The 21,842-nt window shown below is 67.1% G+C and carries 24 protein-coding genes; 12 read left to right on the top strand and 12 right to left on the bottom strand.

The features are described from left to right. Positions 1 to 18 precede the first annotated feature (18 nt). Positions 19 to 426, top strand: a complete 408-nt coding sequence (locus ACVOKU_RS08570) for a hypothetical protein (RefSeq protein ID WP_481559645.1) — start codon at positions 19 to 21, stop codon at positions 424 to 426. A gap of 109 nt (positions 427 to 535) precedes the next feature. After that, on the top strand, positions 536 to 967 hold the full coding sequence (locus ACVOKU_RS08565; RefSeq protein WP_193396701.1) for a hypothetical protein: 432 nt from the start codon (positions 536 to 538) through the stop codon (positions 965 to 967). Here ACVOKU_RS08565 and ACVOKU_RS08560 read toward each other — a convergent pair. Then, positions 964 to 1,608: a hypothetical protein gene (locus ACVOKU_RS08560; protein ID WP_253119975.1), complete on the bottom strand. Its 645-nt coding sequence runs from the start codon at positions 1,606 to 1,608 to the stop codon at positions 964 to 966. The genes ACVOKU_RS08565 and ACVOKU_RS08560 overlap by 4 nt on opposite strands. Positions 1,609 to 1,777: 169 nt before the next feature. On the opposite strand from ACVOKU_RS08560, the gene ACVOKU_RS08555 reads away from it, so the two are divergent. Genes ACVOKU_RS08555 through ACVOKU_RS08545 form a run of 3 tightly spaced genes read left to right on the top strand, consistent with a single transcriptional unit; the run spans position 1,778 to position 5,831 of the window. Then, positions 1,778 to 2,815 (top strand): DUF6932 family protein, encoded by a 1,038-nt coding sequence (locus tag ACVOKU_RS08555; RefSeq protein WP_481559644.1) that lies wholly within the window; start codon positions 1,778 to 1,780, stop codon positions 2,813 to 2,815. Beyond that, on the top strand, positions 2,815 to 3,627 hold the full coding sequence (locus ACVOKU_RS08550; protein ID WP_481559643.1) for a Fic family protein: 813 nt from the start codon (positions 2,815 to 2,817) through the stop codon (positions 3,625 to 3,627). Before ACVOKU_RS08555 ends, ACVOKU_RS08550 begins: the two co-directional genes overlap by 1 nt. Beyond that, positions 3,627 to 5,831, top strand: coding sequence for a peptidase domain-containing ABC transporter (locus ACVOKU_RS08545; protein WP_481559642.1), 2,205 nt, complete (start codon positions 3,627 to 3,629; stop codon positions 5,829 to 5,831). Before ACVOKU_RS08550 ends, ACVOKU_RS08545 begins: the two co-directional genes overlap by 1 nt. Here ACVOKU_RS08545 and ACVOKU_RS08540 read toward each other — a convergent pair. The 3 genes from ACVOKU_RS08540 to ACVOKU_RS08530 all read right to left on the bottom strand — a co-directional run bounded on the left by ACVOKU_RS08540 (position 5,746) and on the right by ACVOKU_RS08530 (position 8,984). Further along, a complete protein-coding gene (locus ACVOKU_RS08540) occupies positions 5,746 to 7,023 on the bottom strand; it encodes an HlyD family secretion protein (RefSeq protein ID WP_128989242.1) in 1,278 nt (425 codons plus the stop codon). The genes ACVOKU_RS08545 and ACVOKU_RS08540 overlap by 86 nt on opposite strands. Before the next feature lie 48 nt (positions 7,024 to 7,071). Continuing rightward, on the bottom strand, positions 7,072 to 8,361 hold the full coding sequence (locus ACVOKU_RS08535; RefSeq protein ID WP_481559641.1) for a retropepsin-like aspartic protease: 1,290 nt from the start codon (positions 8,359 to 8,361) through the stop codon (positions 7,072 to 7,074). Between the two features lie 68 nt (positions 8,362 to 8,429). Further along, on the bottom strand, positions 8,430 to 8,984 hold the full coding sequence (locus tag ACVOKU_RS08530) for a hypothetical protein (RefSeq protein ID WP_340043996.1): 555 nt from the start codon (positions 8,982 to 8,984) through the stop codon (positions 8,430 to 8,432). A 268-nt stretch (positions 8,985 to 9,252) separates the two neighbouring features. Here ACVOKU_RS08530 and ACVOKU_RS08525 point away from each other — a divergent pair, with 268 nt between their 5' ends. Next, positions 9,253 to 9,945: a hypothetical protein gene (locus tag ACVOKU_RS08525; RefSeq protein ID WP_481559640.1), complete on the top strand. Its 693-nt coding sequence runs from the start codon at positions 9,253 to 9,255 to the stop codon at positions 9,943 to 9,945. 20 nt (positions 9,946 to 9,965) lie between these two features. Next, positions 9,966 to 10,364 (top strand): hypothetical protein, encoded by a 399-nt coding sequence (locus ACVOKU_RS08520; protein ID WP_481559639.1) that lies wholly within the window; start codon positions 9,966 to 9,968, stop codon positions 10,362 to 10,364. Positions 10,365 to 10,418: 54 nt separating this feature from the next. Here the strand turns inward: ACVOKU_RS08520 and ACVOKU_RS08515 are convergent, their stop codons facing one another. From ACVOKU_RS08515 to ACVOKU_RS08485, 7 genes are all read right to left on the bottom strand, one after another. Next, positions 10,419 to 12,557, bottom strand: coding sequence for a TonB-dependent siderophore receptor (locus ACVOKU_RS08515; protein WP_481559638.1), 2,139 nt, complete (start codon positions 12,555 to 12,557; stop codon positions 10,419 to 10,421). Positions 12,558 to 12,659: 102 nt separating this feature from the next. Continuing rightward, positions 12,660 to 14,363: an ATP-binding protein gene (locus tag ACVOKU_RS08510; protein WP_481559637.1), complete on the bottom strand. Its 1,704-nt coding sequence runs from the start codon at positions 14,361 to 14,363 to the stop codon at positions 12,660 to 12,662. Positions 14,364 to 14,452: 89 nt separating this feature from the next. Further along, on the bottom strand, positions 14,453 to 14,638 hold the full coding sequence (locus ACVOKU_RS08505) for a hypothetical protein (RefSeq protein ID WP_481559636.1): 186 nt from the start codon (positions 14,636 to 14,638) through the stop codon (positions 14,453 to 14,455). A 4-nt stretch (positions 14,639 to 14,642) separates the two neighbouring features. Further along, complete coding sequence (locus ACVOKU_RS08500) at positions 14,643 to 14,882, bottom strand: hypothetical protein (RefSeq protein WP_262100293.1); 240 nt, start codon at positions 14,880 to 14,882, stop codon at positions 14,643 to 14,645. Positions 14,883 to 14,990: 108 nt separating this feature from the next. Further along, positions 14,991 to 15,245 (bottom strand): hypothetical protein, encoded by a 255-nt coding sequence (locus ACVOKU_RS08495; protein WP_481559635.1) that lies wholly within the window; start codon positions 15,243 to 15,245, stop codon positions 14,991 to 14,993. A gap of 128 nt (positions 15,246 to 15,373) precedes the next feature. Beyond that, complete coding sequence (locus tag ACVOKU_RS08490; protein ID WP_065176253.1) at positions 15,374 to 15,643, bottom strand: hypothetical protein; 270 nt, start codon at positions 15,641 to 15,643, stop codon at positions 15,374 to 15,376. Between the two features lie 139 nt (positions 15,644 to 15,782). Continuing rightward, positions 15,783 to 16,994, bottom strand: coding sequence for an MFS transporter (locus tag ACVOKU_RS08485; RefSeq protein ID WP_481559634.1), 1,212 nt, complete (start codon positions 16,992 to 16,994; stop codon positions 15,783 to 15,785). Positions 16,995 to 17,306: 312 nt separating this feature from the next. On the opposite strand from ACVOKU_RS08485, the gene ACVOKU_RS08480 reads away from it, so the two are divergent. After that, positions 17,307 to 17,813, top strand: coding sequence for a GNAT family N-acetyltransferase (locus ACVOKU_RS08480; RefSeq protein ID WP_481559633.1), 507 nt, complete (start codon positions 17,307 to 17,309; stop codon positions 17,811 to 17,813). 10 nt (positions 17,814 to 17,823) lie between these two features. On the opposite strand, the gene ACVOKU_RS08475 is transcribed toward ACVOKU_RS08480, so the two are convergent. Then, a complete protein-coding gene (locus tag ACVOKU_RS08475) occupies positions 17,824 to 18,261 on the bottom strand; it encodes an acetyltransferase (RefSeq protein WP_481559632.1) in 438 nt (145 codons plus the stop codon). A 111-nt stretch (positions 18,262 to 18,372) separates the two neighbouring features. Between ACVOKU_RS08475 and tadA the strand changes: the two genes are divergently transcribed. The 4 genes from tadA (at position 18,373) to ACVOKU_RS08455 (ending at position 21,768) form a co-directional block, all read left to right on the top strand. Beyond that, positions 18,373 to 18,897 (top strand): tRNA adenosine(34) deaminase TadA, encoded by a 525-nt coding sequence (gene tadA / locus ACVOKU_RS08470; RefSeq protein ID WP_180877036.1) that lies wholly within the window; start codon positions 18,373 to 18,375, stop codon positions 18,895 to 18,897. 75 nt (positions 18,898 to 18,972) lie between these two features. After that, complete coding sequence (gene orn, locus ACVOKU_RS08465) at positions 18,973 to 19,545, top strand: oligoribonuclease (protein ID WP_263174920.1); 573 nt, start codon at positions 18,973 to 18,975, stop codon at positions 19,543 to 19,545. 64 nt (positions 19,546 to 19,609) lie between these two features. After that, on the top strand, positions 19,610 to 20,482 hold the full coding sequence (locus tag ACVOKU_RS08460) for an EcsC family protein (RefSeq protein ID WP_481559631.1): 873 nt from the start codon (positions 19,610 to 19,612) through the stop codon (positions 20,480 to 20,482). 170 nt (positions 20,483 to 20,652) lie between these two features. Further along, a complete protein-coding gene (locus ACVOKU_RS08455) occupies positions 20,653 to 21,768 on the top strand; it encodes an alkene reductase (RefSeq protein ID WP_481559630.1) in 1,116 nt (371 codons plus the stop codon). Positions 21,769 to 21,842 lie beyond the last annotated feature (74 nt).

Raw genomic sequence — 21,842 nt, 5'->3', positions numbered from 1 at the left:
ACCTGTGAGGTTGCCGCCATGCCTGATCTGCGCCCCGACTATCCCCGCCTGCACGCCCTGCTCGGCGATGCGCTGCGTGATCTACCCAACACCCTTGCTGAAAAGATGGAGGACGCCCTCAGCGATGCCGCCGCGTCCTCGCCACCGTCCGCGTTCTTCACCCATCTGCTGGGCCATGGCAGGAACCTGCGCGCGGATGGCCAGCCCTGGACCGAAACCCGCCTCAGCCCGGGGCGTGCGTTCGATCTGGCCCTGGCGACCCGATGCGCATCCGGCATCACCGCGCTGACGGCAGTGCTGCAGGCATCCCACGTGGCCCGGGAAAACGACGATCCCGACTGTTATCCCTCGGCGGCGCTGGTCCATGGCATGTTCGACGCCTGCCATGCGCTGTCGATGCAGATCGAGCGCTGCCTCGTTCCCTGAGCCGCCTGTTGTCCCTCACGCCTCGTTTGCATTTCCGCCGTCCGCCATTGCTAAGGTCGCTGCGCACCCCGAACAGGAACCTGCAATGACCCGGATGTCCTCGCTCACGCTGCTCGCACTCTGCCTCGCCCCCACGCTGGCCTTCGCCCAGTCCGATCGCGAGGTGGCCGAACACATGGTCACCCGCGCCGCCAATGTCTGCCCCGGCCACAGCGCCGAGCGCACCACGCCCACGGTGAAGAAGGTCCCGGTCGGCGCGCTGCGGGTGATGCTGGATCGTGGCCTGGTGATGTGCCCGGACCGGCGCCTGGACGCCAGCGCGCCGGCCGTGTTCTACGGCCGGGTAGGTGTGTTCGGCTGGAACCCGGACGTTCCAGCGGCAGCGACCGTGGTCATCGGCCAGATCGACGCGATGACGCGCAAGGACGAGTACCCGGTGGAAACCCTGGTGTGGGATGCCCAGGGCAGGGCGCTGAGCCAGCAGACCGTGCCGGCCTTCGAGCCGCGCCCTGGCGCCGCGGTGCTGTACAAGGTCCGCTAGGGCGCCATCGGAGGCGCGGTCTCCGGCACCAGCGTGAACCGGTAGCGGTTCTCGTAAAGCTTCACTTCCAGCTGCGTCCGGCCGCGCCGTTCAAGGGTGTACAGCTTGCCGGCCCAGGGGCTGCCCAAGGCCGTGATCGGATTGATGTTGCCCAGCCGGCTGGCGTCCAGATGCACCACGACGCGGTCGTCCAGGTACGCCACCTTCACCGTGCTGAAGAACGTGGCGTACTGGCCGCTGGTCATCGCGGCATAGCCGGACAGTTCCGGGTGCGCCACCAGGAAGGCGAACTGCGTGCTGAAGTCGATGCCGGAAAGATCCGGCGCGCGGTACTGCGATTGCCGGGCCCACGCAGCGTCGGTGCTGTCCAGCGCATCGGCGGAGGTGATGGGGAAGAACTGGAGGTCCATGTAACCGGGGCCATTGCCATCGACGCGGGCCTGCCCGCCTTCCACCGAGGCCGACGAGACCAGGTTCGGGTAGGCCAGCGCCGGCAGCCCGCTGACACGGAACTCGCTGTGCGCCTGCACCTCCTGCGGCGGGTTGAAGAACTCGCCGACCTTCTCGCTCTGGCAGGCCGAGAGCAGGGCCAGCAGGGCCAGCGGCAACGCGCGTCCGAGCGCGGAACGGGGGTGGATCATGCGATGTGCCTCATCCTTGGGGGACGACAGTAGACCACGCTCTGCGGCAGCGGTGCCGGTCCGACGCATTGCGCTGCCTGTTCAGGCATGTATTTGCGGGGCTGCGTGCACAAGCCCGACGCGTGGATATGCTAGCGTTGAGATGTTCCACCGTTGGCCTGGATGCCTGATGAACTACGCTGAATGGATTCGCGAACAGCACGCGCGCAGTGTGGCGGCCGAGCAGATCGCCGAGGCCGCGCTGGATGGGCCGGCACTGTGTGCCGGCGACAGCGAAAGCCTTGCGCCGCTGCTGCGGGGAGTGAGCCAGCTGCTGGCGGTGCCGGTGGCCGATGTGCAGATTGTCGGCTCGGCCCGATTCGGCTTTTCGCTGCGCGATGGCGCGGCATTCGATCCCGCGTTTTCCGATCTGGACCTGGCCATCGTCAACGCCGGGTTGTATCAGCGATGCTCGGCGCCGACGGCGGCGTCGGCCGATGCCGCCCGCTTCCCGGAGCGTGATTTCCCTGCCGACGAGCGCATCGCAGTGCGCAAGGCATTCGATGCGCTTTCACTTTCAGTGGCCGACCGCTTCGCCTACGTCTCGGTCGCGGTGTTCCCGGACCAGGCCGCGCTGGTGCGCGCACAGGCAGGGCGTATCCGTGCCTACCTGGGCGTTGCGGGCCCGGCGCCCGCTGCCCGGTCGGCCGGTGCCGTGGAAACCCCCTTCCAGCACATCGTGGATGCGGGCCTGCCGCAGTACCTGCTGCCCATCGCCGCCAGTACGCCGGGCAATGCCTCGCCTTGGCTGGCCGACCGTGCGGCCTTCGAGCGCGCGTTCGGCGGCAGCAGCCTGCGCCAGGTGCGGCTTGCGGCGCTGGGGCGCGCACTCGCCGATCTGGCGCAGGTGGTACAGGTGCACTGCTGCCTGGTGGGCGGCAGCTTCGTGGACGTCTCCAACGCCGTGCCGAACGATCTGGACATCGTGGTGTTCTACAGTGCGCGGCCAGACGTCCGCTTCGAGCCGGGGCGTGCCCTGCAGCGGCTGACCCGCAAATTCCTGCTTGAACACATCGACATGCGCTTCGTGCCGTGCGACGCCGAGCCGTGGCTGATGGTGAAGCTGACCTCGTACTTCACCCAGTTGTATCAATCGCGCCGGCCGGGCACGGAAGCGCGCGAACATGGCCTGGTGCTGTTGCTGCCGGGTACCGGGACGGGGCAGTGATGACCGCACGCCTCGCCACCGCGCCCACGGATGCCCCCGTCGCCACCGAACGGGGGCTGATGCCGCTGCCGCCGCCGCCGCCGTCCCCGGCGCTGGCAGAGCGGCTGCAGGCGTGCAACCTCAGGCTGCCCGCGCTGCTGCCCTGCGTGCAGCCCTGCGAAACGCTGTGGTCCCACCGCGGGCATCCGCGGCTGCGGGCGGCGGTGCAGCAGCTGCGCCATCCGCTGTCGGCGCACATGCAGATGCCGGCGTTCGATCTGGCCGCGCTGGCTGCGGCGGAGGCGGCCGAGGCCGACGTCTATCGGCAGTGGCACCGCACCGTGCAGGGGCCGCTGTCGATGGCCGATGTGCAGCGCTTCATCTCGCTCAGCACCGGCGGTGACGGCGCGCTGCGCAGCGGGCCGGTATGGATCCGCGCCCGTAATGGGCGCGCGCAGCTGCCGATGGTGCCGGCCCCGCAGGGGGCCGCGCGTTGGGACGAGCTGCTGCGGCAACGGGCCGCGCCCGATCTGCGGTCTGCGGTGCAGCTGCTGGCGCTGGCCAACAATGCGCATGCCTTTGCCGACGGCAATGGCCGGCTGGGGCGCGCGCTGTTCAATTTCTGCCTGCATCGCGCCGGGCTTCCGCAGGCCTGCTTCATCCCGCTGAAGGTGCTGACGGTGCTGTCCCGTGGCGGCTACGAAGTGCGCCTGCGCGAGGCGGAACTGTACGGTCGCTGGGAAGGGTTGTACGCCTGGCACTGCACGGCAATCGAGTTGTATGCATGGCTGGAACAGCAGCCGGCCATGCCCGACCGGAACGAGGATGTCTGATGTTCAACAAGCGCTATTGGCGGGTGCAGTCTGAAGTGAGCGAATGCGGGCTGGCATGCCTGGCGATCTGCTCGTCCATGCTGGGCGCGGATCTGGAAATGAGCGAGCTGCGGCGCAAGTACCACAACTCCCAGCGCGGTGTGGACCTGAACCAGCTGATCGCGCTGGCCAGCGCGCTGGACATGCAGTGCCGGCCGGTGCGCTGCGAGCCCAGTGATCTGCAGCATCTGGGCACGCCGGCCATCCTGCACTGGAAGCTCAATCATTTCGTGGTGCTGGAGAAGGTCTCACGCGGCCGCTACCACATCATCGACCCGGCCCATGGCTCGCTGTCCTTCAGCGAAGCGGAGCTGTCCCAGGCCTTCACCGGCATCGCGGTGGAGGTCAGTTCCTCGCCCAGCTTCCGGCCGCGCAAGCAGCGTTCGCCGCTCAACATCTGGTCGATGATCCGCTTCAAGGGCGGCGTCGGCACCGCGCTGTTCCATACGCTGGTCTATACGCTGCTGCTGCAGGGCTTCGTGCTGCTGTCGCCGTTCTTCATGCAGCTGGCGGTGGATGAGGGTGTGCTGCGCGGCGACCGCGGCTTCCTGATGGCGCTCGCATTGGGGTTCGGTGCGGTGGCCGTGTTCAACAGCCTGGCCGAGGCCCTGCGCGGGGTCACGCTGCAGCGGGCGTCGGCGTTGATGGGCTGGGACATGAGCCGGCGCCTGTTCCATCATCTGGTCAGCCTGCCGCTGACCTGGTTCCATCGACGCCGTCTGGCCGATGCGCTGTCGCGGATGGAGTCGATCGACCCGATCCGCCAGCTGATCGCCAACGGGCTCATCGGCGCACTGCTGGACGGTGTGCTGGCGCTGGGCATCATCGTGCTGATGTTCGTCTACTCGCCGCTGATGAGTCTGGTCGCACTGACTGCGCTGGGGCTGTACGTGCTGATGCGGGTGGCCGCCATCCCGATGTCGATGAAGATGGGCATGGCCAGCCTGCAGGCGAACATCGCCGAACGCGGGACGCGCATCGAAACGCTGCGCGCGATGCAGTCGATCAAGACCATGGGCGGCGAGTTCTCGCGCGAATCGATCTGGGCCAACAAGTACGCCGATCTGGTGCGCGCTTCGTTGAACAGCGCCAACCTGCAGATCGGCATCGGCGCCGGGCGCACCCTGCTTGATGGCCTCAGCCTGGTGGCCATCGTCTACATCGGCGCCCAGGCGGTACTGGCCAACACGCTGACAGTAGGCGCGCTGTATGCCTTCGTGGCCTACCGGCAGCAGCTGAGCAACCGGCTGACCACGCTGGTGGACCAGTGCATCGCCTGGCGCCTGACCGAGCTGCATTCGGACCGCATTGCCGATATCGCGCTCAGTCCCAGCGAAGAGGGCTTCAGCAAGGATCCTTCGGCGTCGGACAGCCTGGAGGGGCACATCCAGCTGCGTTCGGTGTACTTCCAGTACTCGGCACAGGAAGCGCCGGCGCTGAAGGACATCAATCTGGCCATTGCGCCGGGCGAGTTCGTGGCCATCACCGGCCCGTCCGGCTGTGGCAAGAGCACGCTGGTGAAGGTGCTGACCGGGCTGTACCCACCCAGCGCCGGCGAGCTGCTCTATGACGGGCTGAACATCGCCAGCTGGGGGCCGCGCGTGGTCCGTCAGCGGATGGGCGTGGTGATGCAGGATGATGAGCTGCTGACCGGTTCGATCGTTGAGAACGTGACCTTCTTCGCCGAGCGCCCGGACATCGCGCTGGTCTGGCAGTGCCTGGAAATGGCGGCAGTGAAGGAGGATGTGCAGCGCATGCCGATGCAGCTGGAAACGCTGGTGGGCGACATGGGCTCGACCCTCTCCGGTGGCCAGAAGCAGCGCCTGCTGCTGGCCCGCGCGCTGTACCGCAAGCCCAGCATCCTGGTGCTGGATGAGGCCACCGCGAACCTGGACGTAGCGCGCGAGAGCCGCATCTACCAGGCGCTGGCGCAGCTGGATATCACCCGCATCCTGATCACCCACCGCCCCGACACCATGCGCCTGGCCGACCGTCTGGTGCGCATCGACCAGGGCAGGGTGGTGGGCGATACCCGCAAGCCCACCGCAGCGGCGCCCACAGCAGCGCCGGCCGTCAACCTCATTCCTGCCGTCGTTTCGCCGCCAGCAGCGGTTCCAGCAGCCAGTCCAGCAGCGAGCGCTTCTCCAGAACCAGATCGGCTTTGAGGCGCATGCCCGGGGTCAGTGCCAGCGCCTTGCCATAGGCCTGCATCTGCTGGTCGTCCAGCGCGGCCAGCAGCCGGTACTGGCTTTCCACGGCTTGCAGATCGGCGGGCAGTTCGTCCGGTGCGGTCGGTGAGCGCGCGATCTTGACGATCCGGGCGCGGCCGACGCCGAACTTCTGGTAGGGGAAGGCGTCGTACATCAGCCGCACGTCGGTGCCGACATTGACGAAGGCGATGGCCGAGGAGGGCACCCACAGCTCGGCGAACAGCTGCGAGCCTTCCGGCATCATCACCCCGAGCGTGCGCCCGGCGGTGACCGTGGCGCCCGGCTTGGCCTGCAGCCAGGTGACCTGCCCGGCGGACTGCGCTACCAGATTGAACTGCGTGCCCAGCTTGTAGTTGATCGCCTTCTCGCGTGCGCCCAGCAGTTCGGACAGCGCGGTGGCGCGGTTGGCGTCACGCTCGGCCTTGAGGCGGCCCAGCTCGTGCCGCATCTGCTCGTGCTCCTGTTCCAGCTGGGCAATGCGCGTCTGCACTTCGGCCACCGATTGGCGCACGTTCAGAACCCGCACTTCCGCGTCGCGGTACTGCAGTTCGGACACCAGTTTGTCCGCGCGCAGGCGGCCCAGGTCGTGCACGGTCTTCTCGGCGATGGCCTGCTGTTGCTGGTACAGCGTGACGTTGTCACGCAGTACCGAAAGCTGGCGGGTGGTGCCCAGCATGCGCTCGCGGATGCCGGCCTCCTGGCTTTCCAGGGATGCTTCGGTGGCGCGTTCGCGATCGACCGACGCCTGGGTGAGGCGCTCGGCCATGCCGGACAGGGTGGCGCCGGTGCTTTCGCCGGTGTCGATCACCGAATCCACCGAGACGCTGACGATGGGGTCGCCCTGGCGGACCTTCGCGCCTTCCTCCACATGCACGTTGCTGACGATGCCCGAACGCTGGCTGATGATCGGCAACAGGCCGCGCGAGGGGACCAGCGCGCCGGATACGGTTTCCTTGCGCGGGAACGAGGTGGTCACCAGGAACAGTACCGCCAGGCCCAGCAGCGCAACCACGAAGCCGGTGGCCAGCCACATGCCGACGCCCGGGGCCTGCACCGGGGAGCCGAAGCGCTGCGTGGCGGCCTCGATCGCTTCGTTGCGGAACAGCGGAATCACATCCGCCGTCTCATCCTTCCTGGCTGGTTCCATGTGGCCTGCGGTGCCGCGTCGTTGCGGAGAGTGGGATGGGAAGGGGCATCATCGCGCGGTTCGGGGTGCAAGGCAGCCACGGCCACCGGCCACGTCGACGTAGTAGTCGTAATCGTCGCGCAGACCGAAGCCCACCCGCCAGGAGATCGGGAACACGTTGGCGGGCTGGTCGGAGACCTGGGTCTGCAGCGTGACCGTGCGGCCATTGAACGTGACCGGTGCGGTGGCTTCGGCGTAGCGGACCGGTTGCAGGCCGTGCATCGTCCAGCGGCGTCGCTGCACCAGGCTGGCCTGTGGGTAGGTGGACAGGTTCACCCCGGAGGCTTCCAGTGCGACATCGGTGCCGGTGTCGAGCAGGACGAGCTCGTCGCGCTTGCCGATGCGCATCGGCAGGCGCAGCGAGTACTGGCCGCCCCACAGTGCGGAGGTGGTTGCCAGGGGTTGCCGGCAGGTATCGGCCGGCAGTGCCTTCAGCAGCTCCAGCTCGGTGGGCCGCAGCACCAGCGGACCCAGCCGGTACAGCAGGTCCAGGCCGATGATGTTGAACTCGATCTGGTCGGTGACCGTGAAGGCGACGTTGCTGAAGTGCAGATCGCCCAGCTGCACATCGACCGGAGCGGCCAGGCCGATCGCCACGGTCTGCCCGGGCCGCGAATTGTCGGTGGCGAAGTTGTCGGTCACCGCCAGGCCCATCGCCTGTGCGGCCTTGCGGCTGATATGCGAACGGGTGGCGCCGGTGTCGATGATGAAATCGGAGTCGATGTCGCGCTGCTTTCCATCCTGGCCGCCCCGGATCTTGCCGCGGATGACAGGGACACCGGCCTTGGCCGACAGCGGCAGGCGGGTTCCGGCAGGCGGCGGTGCGGCCAGCCTGGCCGATCGCGGCCATTGGCTGAAGGACTCGAACGCGGGGACGGTGATGGCGCGTACTTCCTCGCCTGCACGCAGCGACGGCGCGACATGCTGCTGATAGAGCGCGCGGACCTTCTGCATGTCGGCGGCCCAGCCGGCGATGTCGCCTTCCAGCAGACGGTTGCCGGCACGCAGGCTCCGGCACAGGTACATGACCCCCTGGCTCTTCTCGGCCACCACGGCAGCGTCGGCGATACAGGTGTCGGCCCAGCGATTGGACTGGGCGATTTCGCCACGCGTGCGGTGGTAGCCGGCACGTGCGGCCAGCCGTGCCGTGGTATTGGATTTGCCGATCCGCTCCAGGGCCGCGCTGTTGCCCTGCATCACCGCTACGGTGATGCCATGGCTGTCTTCAGCGACCACATCGCGGGCTCCGGCGGGGGCGGCCACGCCCAGTGCGATCACTGCGGACATCAGGAATTTCATTGCCTCAGCTCCTCTGTGACACGTATCGGCCGCCCGGTCTCCCGGGCGGCCGACGTTCCGGTGCAGCGTCAGAACCCGCTGATGACCAGGTTGAACTGGCCGGTGAACGAGTTGGTGTTCGGATCGAACGTCAGGCCGATGTTGAACGACACACCGTTACCGAAGTCCTGGTTGAAGCTGGCGTTGTAGTTGCTCACATTGAAGTGATCGGTGGTCAGGCCCAGGGTGTAGGTCTGGCCTGCATACTGGAAGCTGCCGCTACCGGCCAGGCCCCAGTTGCCATTGGTCAGATTCAGGTTCTCGGTCAGGTTGAAGGTCAGGTTGTAGTCCTGCAAGACCCATGTCTGGGTCGCGCTGGCTACACCGTTGCCATCAATGCTGGCGTTGGAACTGAAGGTGGTCTCGCCACCGCCGTCGCCACCACCACCGCCGCCGCCGCCGCCACCACCGCCGCCATCGCCCGGATCCCACGGATCAGTCCAGTCCGGCGGATCCGGGTTGGGACCCCAGTCGTCCGGCGGGGTCACATCGACCGGCGGCAGATCGGTGGTATCCACCTGCGCGCCACCGGAGACCAGTGCACGTTCTTCGGGGGAGAGATCACGAATTCCACTTGCAGACATCTCACAACTCCTTGTTTGTCCGATGCTGAGTACGGATGCGTCGTTGCCGCCTTCATGCGGCCCTCGGACATTTATCACACGAAGTGGGTGGTGCTCTGTCAGAAAAATCTGATTCGGACGGAAGGGTGATATACGACAAAAATGAACGCGCATCGCACTTGCGCAACGACGAGTCTTCATCTTGAAGTAATGCGAATGTGCTATTTGACCTTCACGCAGTTGCTGCGTTAAACACCACACCTCACGCACGAAGCAAGGAGTTGCACGCATGCAGGAAAATGGAATTCGCGAGCTGTCGCTGGAGGAGCTCGCACTGGTTTCTGGCGGTGCGCAGATGGATACCACCGATCTGCCGCCGGTGGATGCGTTGCCGCCGGATGACGGGGGCTGGCCGGATATCGATCCGCCAGACTGGACCGATCCGTGGGACCCGGGCGATGGCGGTGGTGGCGGCGGTGGTGGTGGTGGTGGCGAAGCGCCGCCGAGCGCGTATGAGCAGGTCGATGCACAGGCTGACACCGTCGCGCGCGAGGTGGAGGCACTGATCAAGGCCGATCCGGGTTACCAGAGCCAGGAGCTGGGCACGGTGATCTACCGCGACGCAGTGACCGGTGAAATCAAGTCCAGCCCGATGGCGCGCGGTGATGCCAGCAATCCCGGGGCCATCAGCTATCCGCTGCTGGAGTGGGGCATCTCGCCGGGCCAGGTGGTGGGCATCATCCATTCCCATCCGGCCGGGGTCTTCCCGTCGGAGACGCATGAGGTCAACAAGTACCCGTCTGACAACCGCACCGTTGGCGGCGTGGCCTACGAAGGCGGGGACTGGGGCGTGGCCGATCTGCTGCGCGACAACGGCATGAATGCCGAAGAGTTCCGCTACTACATCATCGGGCCCGATGGTGTGACCCGTGAGTATGATTTCAACGACCGCGATGCGGAAACGCTGGGTACGACGCTATGAAGATAGAGGCCGCATGGGCGATGGCCGTTCTCGCCGTGGGCGCAGCAGCCTGTGCGCCGGTGGCGCGTGCCGATTCGCCAGGGCTGGCGGTGCTGCGCAGCGAAGATGGAGTGCCTGCGAACCGCTACACCTCGCAGCACCAGATGAGTTGTGGCAGCCGCGTGTTCGAGCTCGTGGTGGAATCGCCGGGTCCGGTCAGGTTGACTGGCCTGAAGGTGGATGGCGTCGCGGTTCCTGCCGCGCAGTTGCAGGCCATCAATGCACAGGTACCGGAGCGCTCCTGGTTTCAGGGCATCGCCTCGTCCTGCACGTCGGCCCGCCAGTCGCTGACCCTTCAGCTGTCATCGCCGCAGGGGGCAGTGACCATCCCGCTTTCGTTCAAGGATGGCGTGCTGGTTCCGGCGGCACCCGTCCGGTAACGCAGGTGCTGCAGGCTGCCGGCCCCTGCGCGGGGCCGGCAGCGCGACCGCCGGTCAGAAGCGGTAGGCCGCCTGCACGTACACCCGGCGCGGTTCCCCGGGGAAGTGCCCGTTGCGCGCGATGAAGCCGCTGGCCGCATACACCTTGTCGAACAGGTTCTTGACGTTGGCCTGGAACTGCCACTGCTTCCACGTGGTCTTCCAGCTCATGTCGAACACGGTGTAGGCCTTCACGCTCTGCCCGTCCAGGCTGATGCGCTCGCCGACATGGTCGGCACCGAAACCAATGGCCGAGTTCAGTGCGGGCAGGTCGTAACGCGTCCACAGGCCGAGCGTGTTGCGCGGTGCATTGGCGAAGCGGTCTCCGGAGGCGTTGGTGATGCCGTTCGGGCCCGCATCCTTCACCCGTGCGTCGTTGTACGCGTAGGTGAGGTTCACCACCCAACGATCGGTCACATCGGCCAGCAGATCGAGTTCCATGCCGGTGCTGCGCACCAGGCCCAGCGCGGCGAGCTGGTTCACGCCTGCGATCACTTCACCGGTGGCCTGCACGATGTTGCTGCGGTCGATGCGGTAGGCCGCCATGTTCAGGGTGACACGCTCGGCCAGCAGCGACTTCATGCCTATCTCCCACTGCTTGCTGCGTTCAGCGTCGAACGGGCCGCCGGCAGCGCGGTCCTGGTTGGCCGCGCTCTGTGGCACGAATCCGCTGGCCACGTTCGCGTACAGGTTCAGCCCCTCGCGCACAGTGAAAGTGCTGCCCAGCCGCCAGCTGAGGTCGTGCCCATCCACGCTGCTGCCGCCGAGGCGATCCTCGTCCTTGAAGCCATCCCAGCGCAGGCCGGCCAGCACATGCCAGCGCGTGCCCAGGGCAAGTTCGTCCTGCAGGTAGCCGCCGTAGCGTGTGCTGCGCGTGGAGGTGCTGCGCCAGGGCAGGGTAGCCAGAGCGTAGTCGTGCCAGGTGCTGGCGCCATACACTGGATTGAACAGGTCAATGCCACGCACCGGCCCCGCACCGCGCGCGAGGTCGGCACTGTTGGCGGTCTGCGCGGTGAAGTCGGCATCGAGCTGGTACACGTCAGCGCCGAACAGCACTTTATGCTCGATGCGGCCGGTACTGACCCGCCACACGGCATTGCCGTTGACAGTAAACGCCTCGTTGTCGCGGATCTGGTTGCGCAGCTGGCGCGTCATCCACTCGGCCACGCCATCGCGATCGCGGTCGATCAGCCCCATGGGCTCGTGATACATCTGATGCTCGTTGTTGGTGAACCATCGCGCGGCGAAATCCACATCCAGATTCGAGGCCGGCGCGAAGCGATACTGCGCCAGAGCAACCTTCGCGCGCATGTCGAGGAAGTCGCTGGCCTCGTTGTGGTTCCAGCGGCGATCGGTCAGGAACGTACCTGCGTCATTCACCGGTACACCCCGCAGGCGGTTGCCGCCCAGGTTCTGGGTGATGTCGGTGAACTGCAGGGTCAGCTCGCCGGTATCGCCCACATCGAAGGCCAACGATGCATCGCCGATCACGCTTTCGCTGTCGGTGTTCCAGCGCACGCCCTGCTCGGTGTCGCCGTACAGACCGGCGCGGTAGCGCACGCGGCCGGCCGCATCCAGGGGGCCGGTGGCCTCGACCGAGCCGGCGCGGAAATCCTCGTTGCCCAGCTGGACTTCGATGCGGCGCTCAGCCGTGGCCCGCGGTTTGCGGGTCACATAATTGATGACGCCGCCGGCATCACCACCGCCATACAGTGCGCCGGCCGGACCCTTCAGCACCTCCACCCGCTCGATGTTGAACAGCTGGGGCACCGCGAAGCCCGCATACGGGTCGCCGCGCAGGCCGTCATAGAGCACGTTTTCCTGCCGGAAGCCACGCAGGGTCACGCCCGCATAGCTGAAGAAGCTGATGCCGCTGATGCTGCGGTACAGGTCGGTCACCTGGCGCGCAGCCTGGTCGTCGATCAACTCGCGCGGCACCACCTGCACCGATTGCGGCACCAGTTCCAGTGGGGTATCGGTGCGGGTGCCAACCGCGGCGTCGTCAACCCGGTACAGCGTCTGCGCACGGCCACGCACTTCGACCTTGTCGAGCTCGGTGGTCGCGGTGGTGGGGAGGGCGGCCTGTGCCAGGGGGGCCAGGGGCAGGGCGAGGGCCGCGCACAGCGCGCGGCGGCGGAGCGGGAACAGGGTCATGGGAGGGGATTGGCAGCCGCAAATGAGAAAGATTAGCATTTGCAGTGATGCTGTGCCTATTCCCTGATGGCGCGATGGACGTCTGGGCCCGTGCGGAGGACGTTACGCCCGTATCGTCGCAACCTCCCTCCGGCCCGCGGCCTCGGTCATCACGACGGCGAGCTGCTTGAGCGAGTAGGGCTTGCGCAGCAGGGTGAAGCCGTGGCCGGGGTCGCGTGCCAGCAACTCGCTGTAGCCGCTGGTCAGGATGATGGGTAGATCCGGAAAGCGATCGCGCACGTGCCGGGCCAGTTCCAGGCCGTTGGTGCCGGGCATCACCACGTCGCTGAACATCACATGGAACCGCGTGGCGTCCTGTTCCAGTTCGGCAAGGGCCTCATTGGCGTTGCGGGCCAGTACCACCTCATAGTCGAGTTCGCGCAGGGCTCCGACCGCGAACTCGGCCACATCCACGTTGTCCTCCACCACCAGCACGCACAGCCCGTGCCCGTGCAGCAGGCCCGGCTGTGCCGCCGGCCGCGCCACTGTCTCGCTGGAACGGGTGAGCGGCAGATACAGCGTGAACCGGGTACCGACGCCAGCCTCGCTCTTGACGTCCACCTCGCCTTCGGACTGCTTGACGAAACCGAATACCTGGCTGAGGCCCAGGCCGGTGCCGGCACCAATACCTTTGGTGGTGAAGAAGGGTTCGAAGATGCGATCCACCACGCCCGGGTCGATGCCGGAGCCGGTATCGGTGACGCTGATGGCGGCGAAGTCACCCTTCAGCGGTGCCGCGAAGCGGACCGAAGGCACCGCCGTAACCTGCTCGACGTCGATGGTGACCGTGCCGTGGCCGTCGATCGCATCGCGCGCATTGACGGCGATGTTGATCAGCGCGGTGTCCAGCTGTGTGCGGTCCAGCAGCACCGGCAGCGGGCGATCAGGCAGGTTGACCGACACCTGGATGCGTGCCCCCAGTACCGTGGTGATGATGTCCGACAGGGCCTGCACGCTCTCGCACAGGTCGAAGACCTCCGGTGACAGGCTCTGCCGGCGCGAGAAGGCCAGCAGCTGCGCCGTCAGCCGTGTGGCGCGGTCCGACGCGTTGCCGATCGCCTGCACGTAGCGGCGTCGCGGATCTTCCTCTGGCCAGGTATGCAGCAGCATGTCCACCGAGCCGGTGATGACCTGCAGCAGGTTGTTGAAGTCGTGTGCGACGCCTCCGGTGAGCTGGCCGATGGCTTCCAGCTTCTGCGACTGCCTGAGCTGCTCGCGGGCCCGTACCAGTTCCAGGTGCGCCTCGCGCGCCTGTTCGGTGATCGCGGCCACCTGGCGGCTGTGCAGGTCGCGCTCGATCACGCGTTCGGTCTGCTCGCTGACCACGCAGATGATCCCGGCGACGGCACCGCTGGCATCGCGCAGAGGCGAATAGGAGAAGGTCCAGAAGGTCTCCCGCAGCGTGCCGTCGCGGTCCATCATCAGCGGCAGGTTCTTGAAGCTGCGGCTGCGGCCCGCGAACGCCGCATCGACGGCATGCTCCACATCGGCCCAGACGTCAGACCACACCACGTCCAGGCGGTTGCCCATGGCGCCGTGCAGCTTGTCACCCAGCATCGGCAGGTAGGCATCGTTGAAGAAGAATGCCTTTTCGCTCTGGCCCCAGGCGATCCACAGAGGTTCCGGAGAGTCGAGGATCATCGCAAGCAGCGTGCGCAGCTCGCAGGGCGCCTGTGCCGCCGCCGGCGAGCGTGCCCAGTCGCTGTCCTGCAGCAGGCGATAGGCAAGCTGGTCGGGTGCGGAGACGGGAAGGGGGAAAGGATGCATGGCCGTCGGCGCGGGAAGGTGCGGCAGCATAGCCGAACCGATGTCAGCAGGGCCTGCACATCGCCAATGCGTCGGGGCAGCCGCAGCGGCTAGCCTGGCTCCTGGCCGGGTTGCCCGGCCAGGGCGTGCCGGCCTGCCGGCGCCAGGTCGATGTCCGCATCCTCGGCCTGCACCGCGAAGCCGGCATTCACTGCCCAGGTCGCAGCGTCACCCCGCACCGGCTGCGCGTCGGCGATGTCCTGCAGGATCCTGATCTGCGCTGCAGTCAGCTCCATCGCCTCATACCCCCAGCAGCGACGGGAGCCGCCACTCCGAAACACGCGCGTGGCTGATCGGCTGGTGGCAGCCGCAACGCTCGCAGCGGAACAGGGCACCGCCTGGCAGCTGCAGCAGTGTGTCCTCACTGGCGGAGGTGGTCTCCGCGCAATGGTGGCAGGTGACGGTGAGCGCGGTGATGCGTTCAACGCCACCGGACAGGTTGAAGACGGCTTCGAAAGCGCGGATGACAGGGTGGGACATAACCACTCGCGAGTAGTACACGTCCGCATCCTCGCCTGCCATCCGTGACGGCGCAGTCAGCTGCGTGCATCGACCGGATCAAGATACTCACCGCCAGAGCTCCTTCCTTCAGAGGTCCTTCTTCTTGCCGCTCAGATCCAATGGCGTGTCATCGCCCTTGCGCTCGCTGGACCAGACTTCAAGACTCCTGTTGCAGCGGCTTTCGCGTGCGGCGACCTGCGGCGGCAGGTCCTTCAGGTGCGGTGACTCCTGGCAGCCCGAATGCATGGCCGTGTCGTCATAGGTGGCGCAGGCAGCGAGCGAGGCGAACATGACGGCACAGACCGAGGCGCGCAGCGCGGCGGGGGCGGAGCAGATCGACATGGACGGCATCCTGGAAAGAGGGGGTGCCCTGATTCAATGATGTGACCCCGTGCCGACGCAATCGGCCCACCTGCACTTGTTATTCAGTAACAAGTGTGGCGATACTCTGCGGTTGTGGCATCTGCGGGCTACGCGACGCAGATCATGAACAGTGCGGACAGCGCCAGCATCAGCATGAAGACCCGTCGGCTCAGGGCCAGGCAGGCCAGGCAGGCGGCCAGGGCCCAGGCCGCCAGCAGGACGCAGGTGAGCAGCCACAGGCCGATGGTCATCAGTGACCCCGCAGCGATGGCTGACAGGGCGGACGCCTTGAACAGCGCGATACCCAGCACACTGCCCAGCACGCCGGCCTGCAGGGCGACCGCGTCATGGTGGGCAGGGGCACGGCGGGGAGGCATTGCGGTCCGGACGATCGACCAGGGGGGGGTGATCGAAGTCTGCCCGAACGGATATCCACGCCATGTGTAGTCCCGTCGGCGGCCGCCGCAGGAATGCCCGCCGCGTGCGGCGCTGCGGCACGGCCGGAGGACAGGAGTGTCAGTGACTGCGGGCGACCGTGCGTGCGCGGTTCTTTTCCAGCATCACTGCTACGCACCACAGCAGCAGGCCACCGAAGGCCGTGGCTGCGCCGACATAGCCGGTGGTGGCGGGACTGAAGCCGGCGCTGATGGCCATGCCACCCAGCCACGGCCCCAGCGCGTTGGCGGTGTTGAACGCGGCATGGTTGGAGGCCGCAGCCAGCGTCTGCGCTTCTCCCGCCACATCCATCAGGCGGGTCTGCAGAACGGCGGCGAGCGCACCCATGGTGCCCACGGTGATGATCATCGGGCCGATGGTCCACACCGACTGCGCAGCCAGCGGATACAGCAGCAGCATCACGATCGACCACGCCAGTACCAGCGCGGCAGCCTTGAAGTGGAATCTGTCCACCAGCCAGCCGCCGGCGATGTTGCCGATGATGGCGCCGATGCCGAACACACCCACGGCGAGCGGCATCCACGATTCGGCAACCCCGGTCACCTGCACCAGGGTCGGCGCAAGATAGGTGAACACACAGAACATGCCGGCGAATCCGACCGCGCCGATGGCCAGTGCCAGCCATACCTGCGTGGTGTTGAAGGCGCGCAGCTCGCGCATCGGCGAGGTGCGCACCTCCTCCGGGTCGGGCAGCAGGAAGCGCGCGATCATCGCAACGGTGGCAATGGCCAGCAGGGTGACCAGCGCAAACGCCGTACGCCAGCTCAGTTGCTGGCCAAGCCAGGTGGTGAGCGGGTTGCCGATCAGGATGGCGATGGACAGGCCGAGCAGCACGCGCGACATCGCCTGGCCACGCTGGCCGGCAGGGCTGATTGCCGCCGCCACCAGCATCGCCACGCCAAAGTAAGCGCCATGCGGAAGGCCCGCGACGAAGCGCGCGATGAGCATGGTGGCGTAGTTCGGTGCCAGCGCGCTGGCCAGATTGCCGACCGCGTAGAAGCCCATCAGCGCCAGCAGCAGGCGACGGCGTGGGAAGCTGGCGCCGACGAACGCCAGGATCGGTGCACCGACCACCACGCCGATGGCGTAGGCGCTGATGAGATGGCCGACCTGTGTTTCGGTGATCGACAGGCCACGACTGATTTCCAGCATCAGGCCCATGCTGGCGAACTCGCTGGTACCGATGGCAAAGCCGCCGAGCGACAGGGCGAGGATGATCAGGGTGCGCTGGCGGGGCGTCAGCTGCGCGGCCAGGGAGGAATTGGGGCTCATGCGGGGGACGCAGGGGGGGCGGGGGAGCAGCCTATTGTACTGCTGCACCGCAGCAGGGGTCATCGCCGGCTGCCAAGAATCAGCGTTTGGCCACTGGTAGTGCTGCGCAGCGCATGTTGAGGGAATCTCCATTTCAGTGAATATCTTCATAGCGGAGCAGAGCACACGGCATGTACTCGCCCAAAGCAGCTGCAGCGCCGTTCCCCGCGACACTTCCTCAGTTGGACAATCGCGGATGCACGGTCGATACACCCTTTCGTTCCCTGTCGCGGCGGCCTCCGGGCCGACACGTGGCCCAGCTCAAGGTGCTCCATGACACTTTCCATCCGTACTGAAACGCCGGCCGACATCGCCGCCATCCATGCCCTGACCACCGCCGCTTTCGCCACGGCCGGACACAGCAGTCACACCGAGCAGTACATCGTTGATGCGCTGCGCGAGCGCGGCGAGCTGAGCATCTCGCTGGTGGCCGACGCGGCTGGAGAAGTCATCGGCCACGTCGCTGTTTCGCCGGTGTCCGTCAGCGACGGCAGCAGCGGCTGGTACGGCCTGGGCCCGATCTCGGTGCTGCCGGAGCGACAGGGGCAGGGCATCGGTACCGCATTGATGCGCGCAGCCATCGAGGCCCTTCGCCAGCAGCACGCGCGAGGCTGCGTGTTGCTGGGCGAGCCGGCGTACTACGGTCGTTTCGGTTTCCGCGCCGAGCCGGGGCTGGTGCTGCCGGGCGTTCCCGCCGAGTACTTCCAGGCGCTGTGCCTGCAGCCGCCATTGGCGCAGGGAGAGGTGCGCTACTCCCCGGCGTTCAAAGCGACCGCCTGATCGCGGGCGTTCAGCCCGCGTGCCGAAGGTGGATCAGCGGATACGGACGGCCCTGCGAATCCAGCGCTGAGCGGCCGGTCTCGATGAAGCCCATGCGCAGGTAGAACCCCACTGCCTGCGCATTCTGTGCGTTGACGTCGGTGCTCAGCTGCGGATGCACGGCCAGTGCGTGCTGCAGCAGCTGACGGCCGATGCCGGTGCCGCGCACGTCCGGGTCGATGAACAAGGCGTCCAGATGCATCCCGTCGATCAACATGAAGCCCAGAGGACGATCATCTGCATCCACGGCCACGGTGGTCGGCGCCTGGGGCAGGAAACCAGCCACTTCGGCATCGATGGCCAGGCGGTCTTCAGGGCTGAGGAAGTCGTGGGTGGCGTCGACGGCGCGTCGCCACAGGTCGACGAGTGCGGCACCGTCATCGGCGCGCGAGGGGCGCAGGGTGGTCATGGGCGGGAACGTGAAGCGGGCAGGCGGCACAGTATGACGTCATTCTGGCATCCGCTGCGCAGCCCGGCGTTACACTGTGCGCCTGAGCTCCGCCGCCTCACGGAAACTGCCATGACCGACGCTCCGGGTGTACCGGTGCACGACGCCGACGAACAGTGGATGCGCCATGCGTTGGCGCTGGCCGAGCGCGCGCAGCGCGAGTTCGACGAGATCCCGGTCGGTGCGGTGCTGGTCGGTGCCGACGGCCAACTGCTGGGTGAGGGCTGGAACCTCAATATCGCTTCGCACGATCCCAGCGCGCACGCCGAGATCGTGGCGATGCGTGCCGGCGGCAAGGCGCTGGCCAACCATCGGCTGCTGGGCAGCACGTTGTACGTGACGCTGGAGCCCTGCGCGATGTGCGCGATGGCAATCGTGCATGCGCGTGTGTCGCGGCTGGTCTACGGTGCCAGCGACCCGAAGACCGGTGCCTGTGGCAGCGTGTTCGACCTGCTGGGCGACGCGCGCCACAACCACCGCGTGGAGATCCACGGCGGGGTGCTGGCCAAGGAGGCGAGCACGCGGCTGACCAACTACTTCCGCGCCAAGCGCGGCAAGCCGCCCCTGTTGCTGGAACGCCCGGCGGACGAGGGTTGAGCAGCGAAAGGGTATGATGGGCGCCCCTTTCCTTTTCCGGCGGCCCGCGGGCCAGCCCTGCAGCGAGACGACACGATGGTGGAGAACGGCGCGGCCAACGAGCGATTGATCTGGATCGACCTGGAAATGACCGGGTTGGATACCGACAACGATTCGATCATCGAGATCGCCACCGTAGTGACCGATGCCCAGCTCAACGTGCTGGCCGAAGGCCCAGAGTTCGCCATCCATCATCCGCTGGAGACGCTGGAGGCGATGGACGAGTGGAACCGCAACCAGCATCGTCGCTCCGGCCTGTGGCAGCGTGTTCTGGACAGCAGCGTGACCCTTGCCCAGGCCGAGGCGCAGACGGTGAATTTCCTGGCGGAGTGGATTCCGGCTGGCCTGTCGCCGATGTGCGGCAATTCGATCTGCCAGGATCGCCGCTTCCTGCACCGGCAGATGCCGCGCCTGGAGAAGTACTTCCACTACCGCAACCTGGACGTGTCCACGGTGAAGGAACTGGCCAGGCGCTGGGCGCCGGGCGTGGCTGCTGGCGTCGGCAAGAACAGCAGCCACACCGCACTCAGCGACGTGCATGATTCGATCAACGAGCTGCGCCACTACCGCCGGTTCATGGGCGCGCTTTCGGGGTTGCCGGCCGCCTGAACGACGACGCCGGGCATGGCCCGGCGCTACCCATCGTTCAACCGCGTGGCGCTACTATCGGCCCATGAACGAGCCGATCCTGCTCCCGCGCGATATCGCCCACGACGCCCGCGACTGGTCCGACCTGCAGCGGGCGGTGGCCCTGCTGGAGGCGCCGACCCTCACCGCGCGCATGGCCAACCTGGTCGGCACGCCGCTGGAGTTCGCAGTGAAGGCCCTGCCGACGTCGGTGTCCAGCCGCATCCACGGCGCGGTGCAGGCGGCGCTGTCGAAATCCGCGCAGGCGGCGCTGTGGAGCATGGACAATTCACCCGGCAAGCGCGCATCCACCCGCTGGCACAAGGTGGCTGCCGCAACCTCCGGCGCTGTCGGTGGTGCCTTCGGGTTTGCCGCGTTGTTCATCGAACTGCCGGTGTCGACCACCATCATGATGCGCGCCGTGGCCGATGTGGCGCGCAGCGAAGGCTTCGACCTGTCCGAGTTCAGCACCCGCCAGGCCTGTCTGGAGGTGTTCGCGCTGGGCGGCAATTCGCCGCGTGACGACGCCAGCGAGACCGGCTACTACCTGGCCCGCGGCTTCACCACCGATGTGATGCGCCACCTGTCGGCCGAGCTGGCCGGCCGCGTGGTGACAGGCCGCGACCTCACCCTGGGCGTGGCCCCGAAGGAGGCCGGCAAGCTGTTGGCCAAGCTGGTGGAGAAGGTCGCCGCGCGTTTCGGTGTGGTGGTGACCGAGAAGTTCGCCGCGCAGGCGGTTCCCATCGTGGGTGCTGCCGCCGGCGCCACGCTCAACACCATGTTCACCGACTACTACCAGGACATGGCACGCGGGCATTTTATCGTGCGCCGGCTGGAGCGCAAGTACGGTGAGGATGTAGTGCGCACCTGCTATGACCGCGTGGCACAGGGCGGCGCCCTGATCGAGCCGACACTGTAACCGGTGTCGGGAGCAGGTCCCTTTGCCGTGCAAAGGCATCTGACCCCGGGCGAGACCTCGGGCGAGCCTATCATTGCCCCGGCGGAACAACTGTTTTGCCAGCGCGCACCTGTTGCCGCGCGGTCGCCGTCTCCATCCTTGCCGGCACTCCCCCGCAAGAGATGGCCGATATGCTGTTCACTCCCCACCGCCTGGGCGCACTGACCCTGCCCAACCGCATCGTGATGCCGCCGATGACCCGTTCGCGTGCGGCCCACGGCAATGTTGCCACCGCCGAAATGGCGGCGTACTACGCGCAACGTGCCGGCGCCGGCCTGATCATCAGCGAAGGCACCCAGATCAGCCCGCAGGGCCAGGGCTATGCCTGGACCCCGGGCATCCATAGTCCGCAACAGGTACAGGGGTGGCGCCAGGTCACCGATGCGGTGCACGCGGCGGGCGGACGCATCTATGCGCAGCTGTGGCACGTGGGCCGCGTTTCGCATATTGCCCTGCAGCCGAACGGTGAGGCGCCGGTGTCGTCGTCGGCACTGCTGGCCGAAGGCGTGAAGGTGTTCGTTGACCCGACCGGTGCCGGCCCGGAGGCCGGCGTCGGCGAGATGATCCAGCACTCGATGCCGCGCGCCCTGCGCGAGGACGAGATTCCTGGCATCGTCGAGGACTACGCACGGGCGGCACGCAATGCACTGGCGGCGGGCTTCGACGGGGTCGAGCTGCATGGGGCCAATGGCTATCTCATCAACCAGTTCATCGATTCGCAGGCCAACCAGCGCACCGATGGCTATGGTGGCGCGCTGCAGAACCGGCTGCGCTTCCTGCGTGAGGTGACGCGGGCGGTAGTCGCGGTGGCGGGCGGCGACCGGGTGGGGGTGCGCCTGGCGCCGCTGACCACGCTGCAGGGGGCGGTGGACGATACGCCGCAGGCCACCTATCTGGCGGCCGCGCATCTGCTGGGTGGGCTGGGCGTGGGCTACCTGCACATCGCCGAAGCCGACTGGGACGACGCACCACCGATGCCGCTGGCATTCAAGCAGGCGCTGCGCATGGTCTATCCGGGCACGCTGATCTACGCCGGCAAGTACACTGCCGCGCGCGCCGAGCAGGCACTGGCCGAAGGCTGGGCTGACCTGATCGGCTTCGGCCGGCCGTTCATCGCCAACCCGGACCTGCCGGAGCGGCTGCGCCAAGGTTCGGAACTGAACCTGCCGGACCGCGCGACGTTCTTCGGAGGCGGAGCGGTGGGCTTCACCGATTACCCGACGCTGGAAGAGAGCGTCGCTGCCTGATTCCGCATCCGCCGGGCATGGCCCGGCGCTACCCCTGCCGGCCGGTTGAGCAGGTAGCGCCGGGCCATGCCCGG

It is taken from the genome of Stenotrophomonas sp. STEN147 (genome assembly GCF_056757995.1).
The sequence above is the reverse complement of the archived record's forward strand: the minus strand, read 5'-3'. Positions and strand labels throughout refer to the sequence as shown.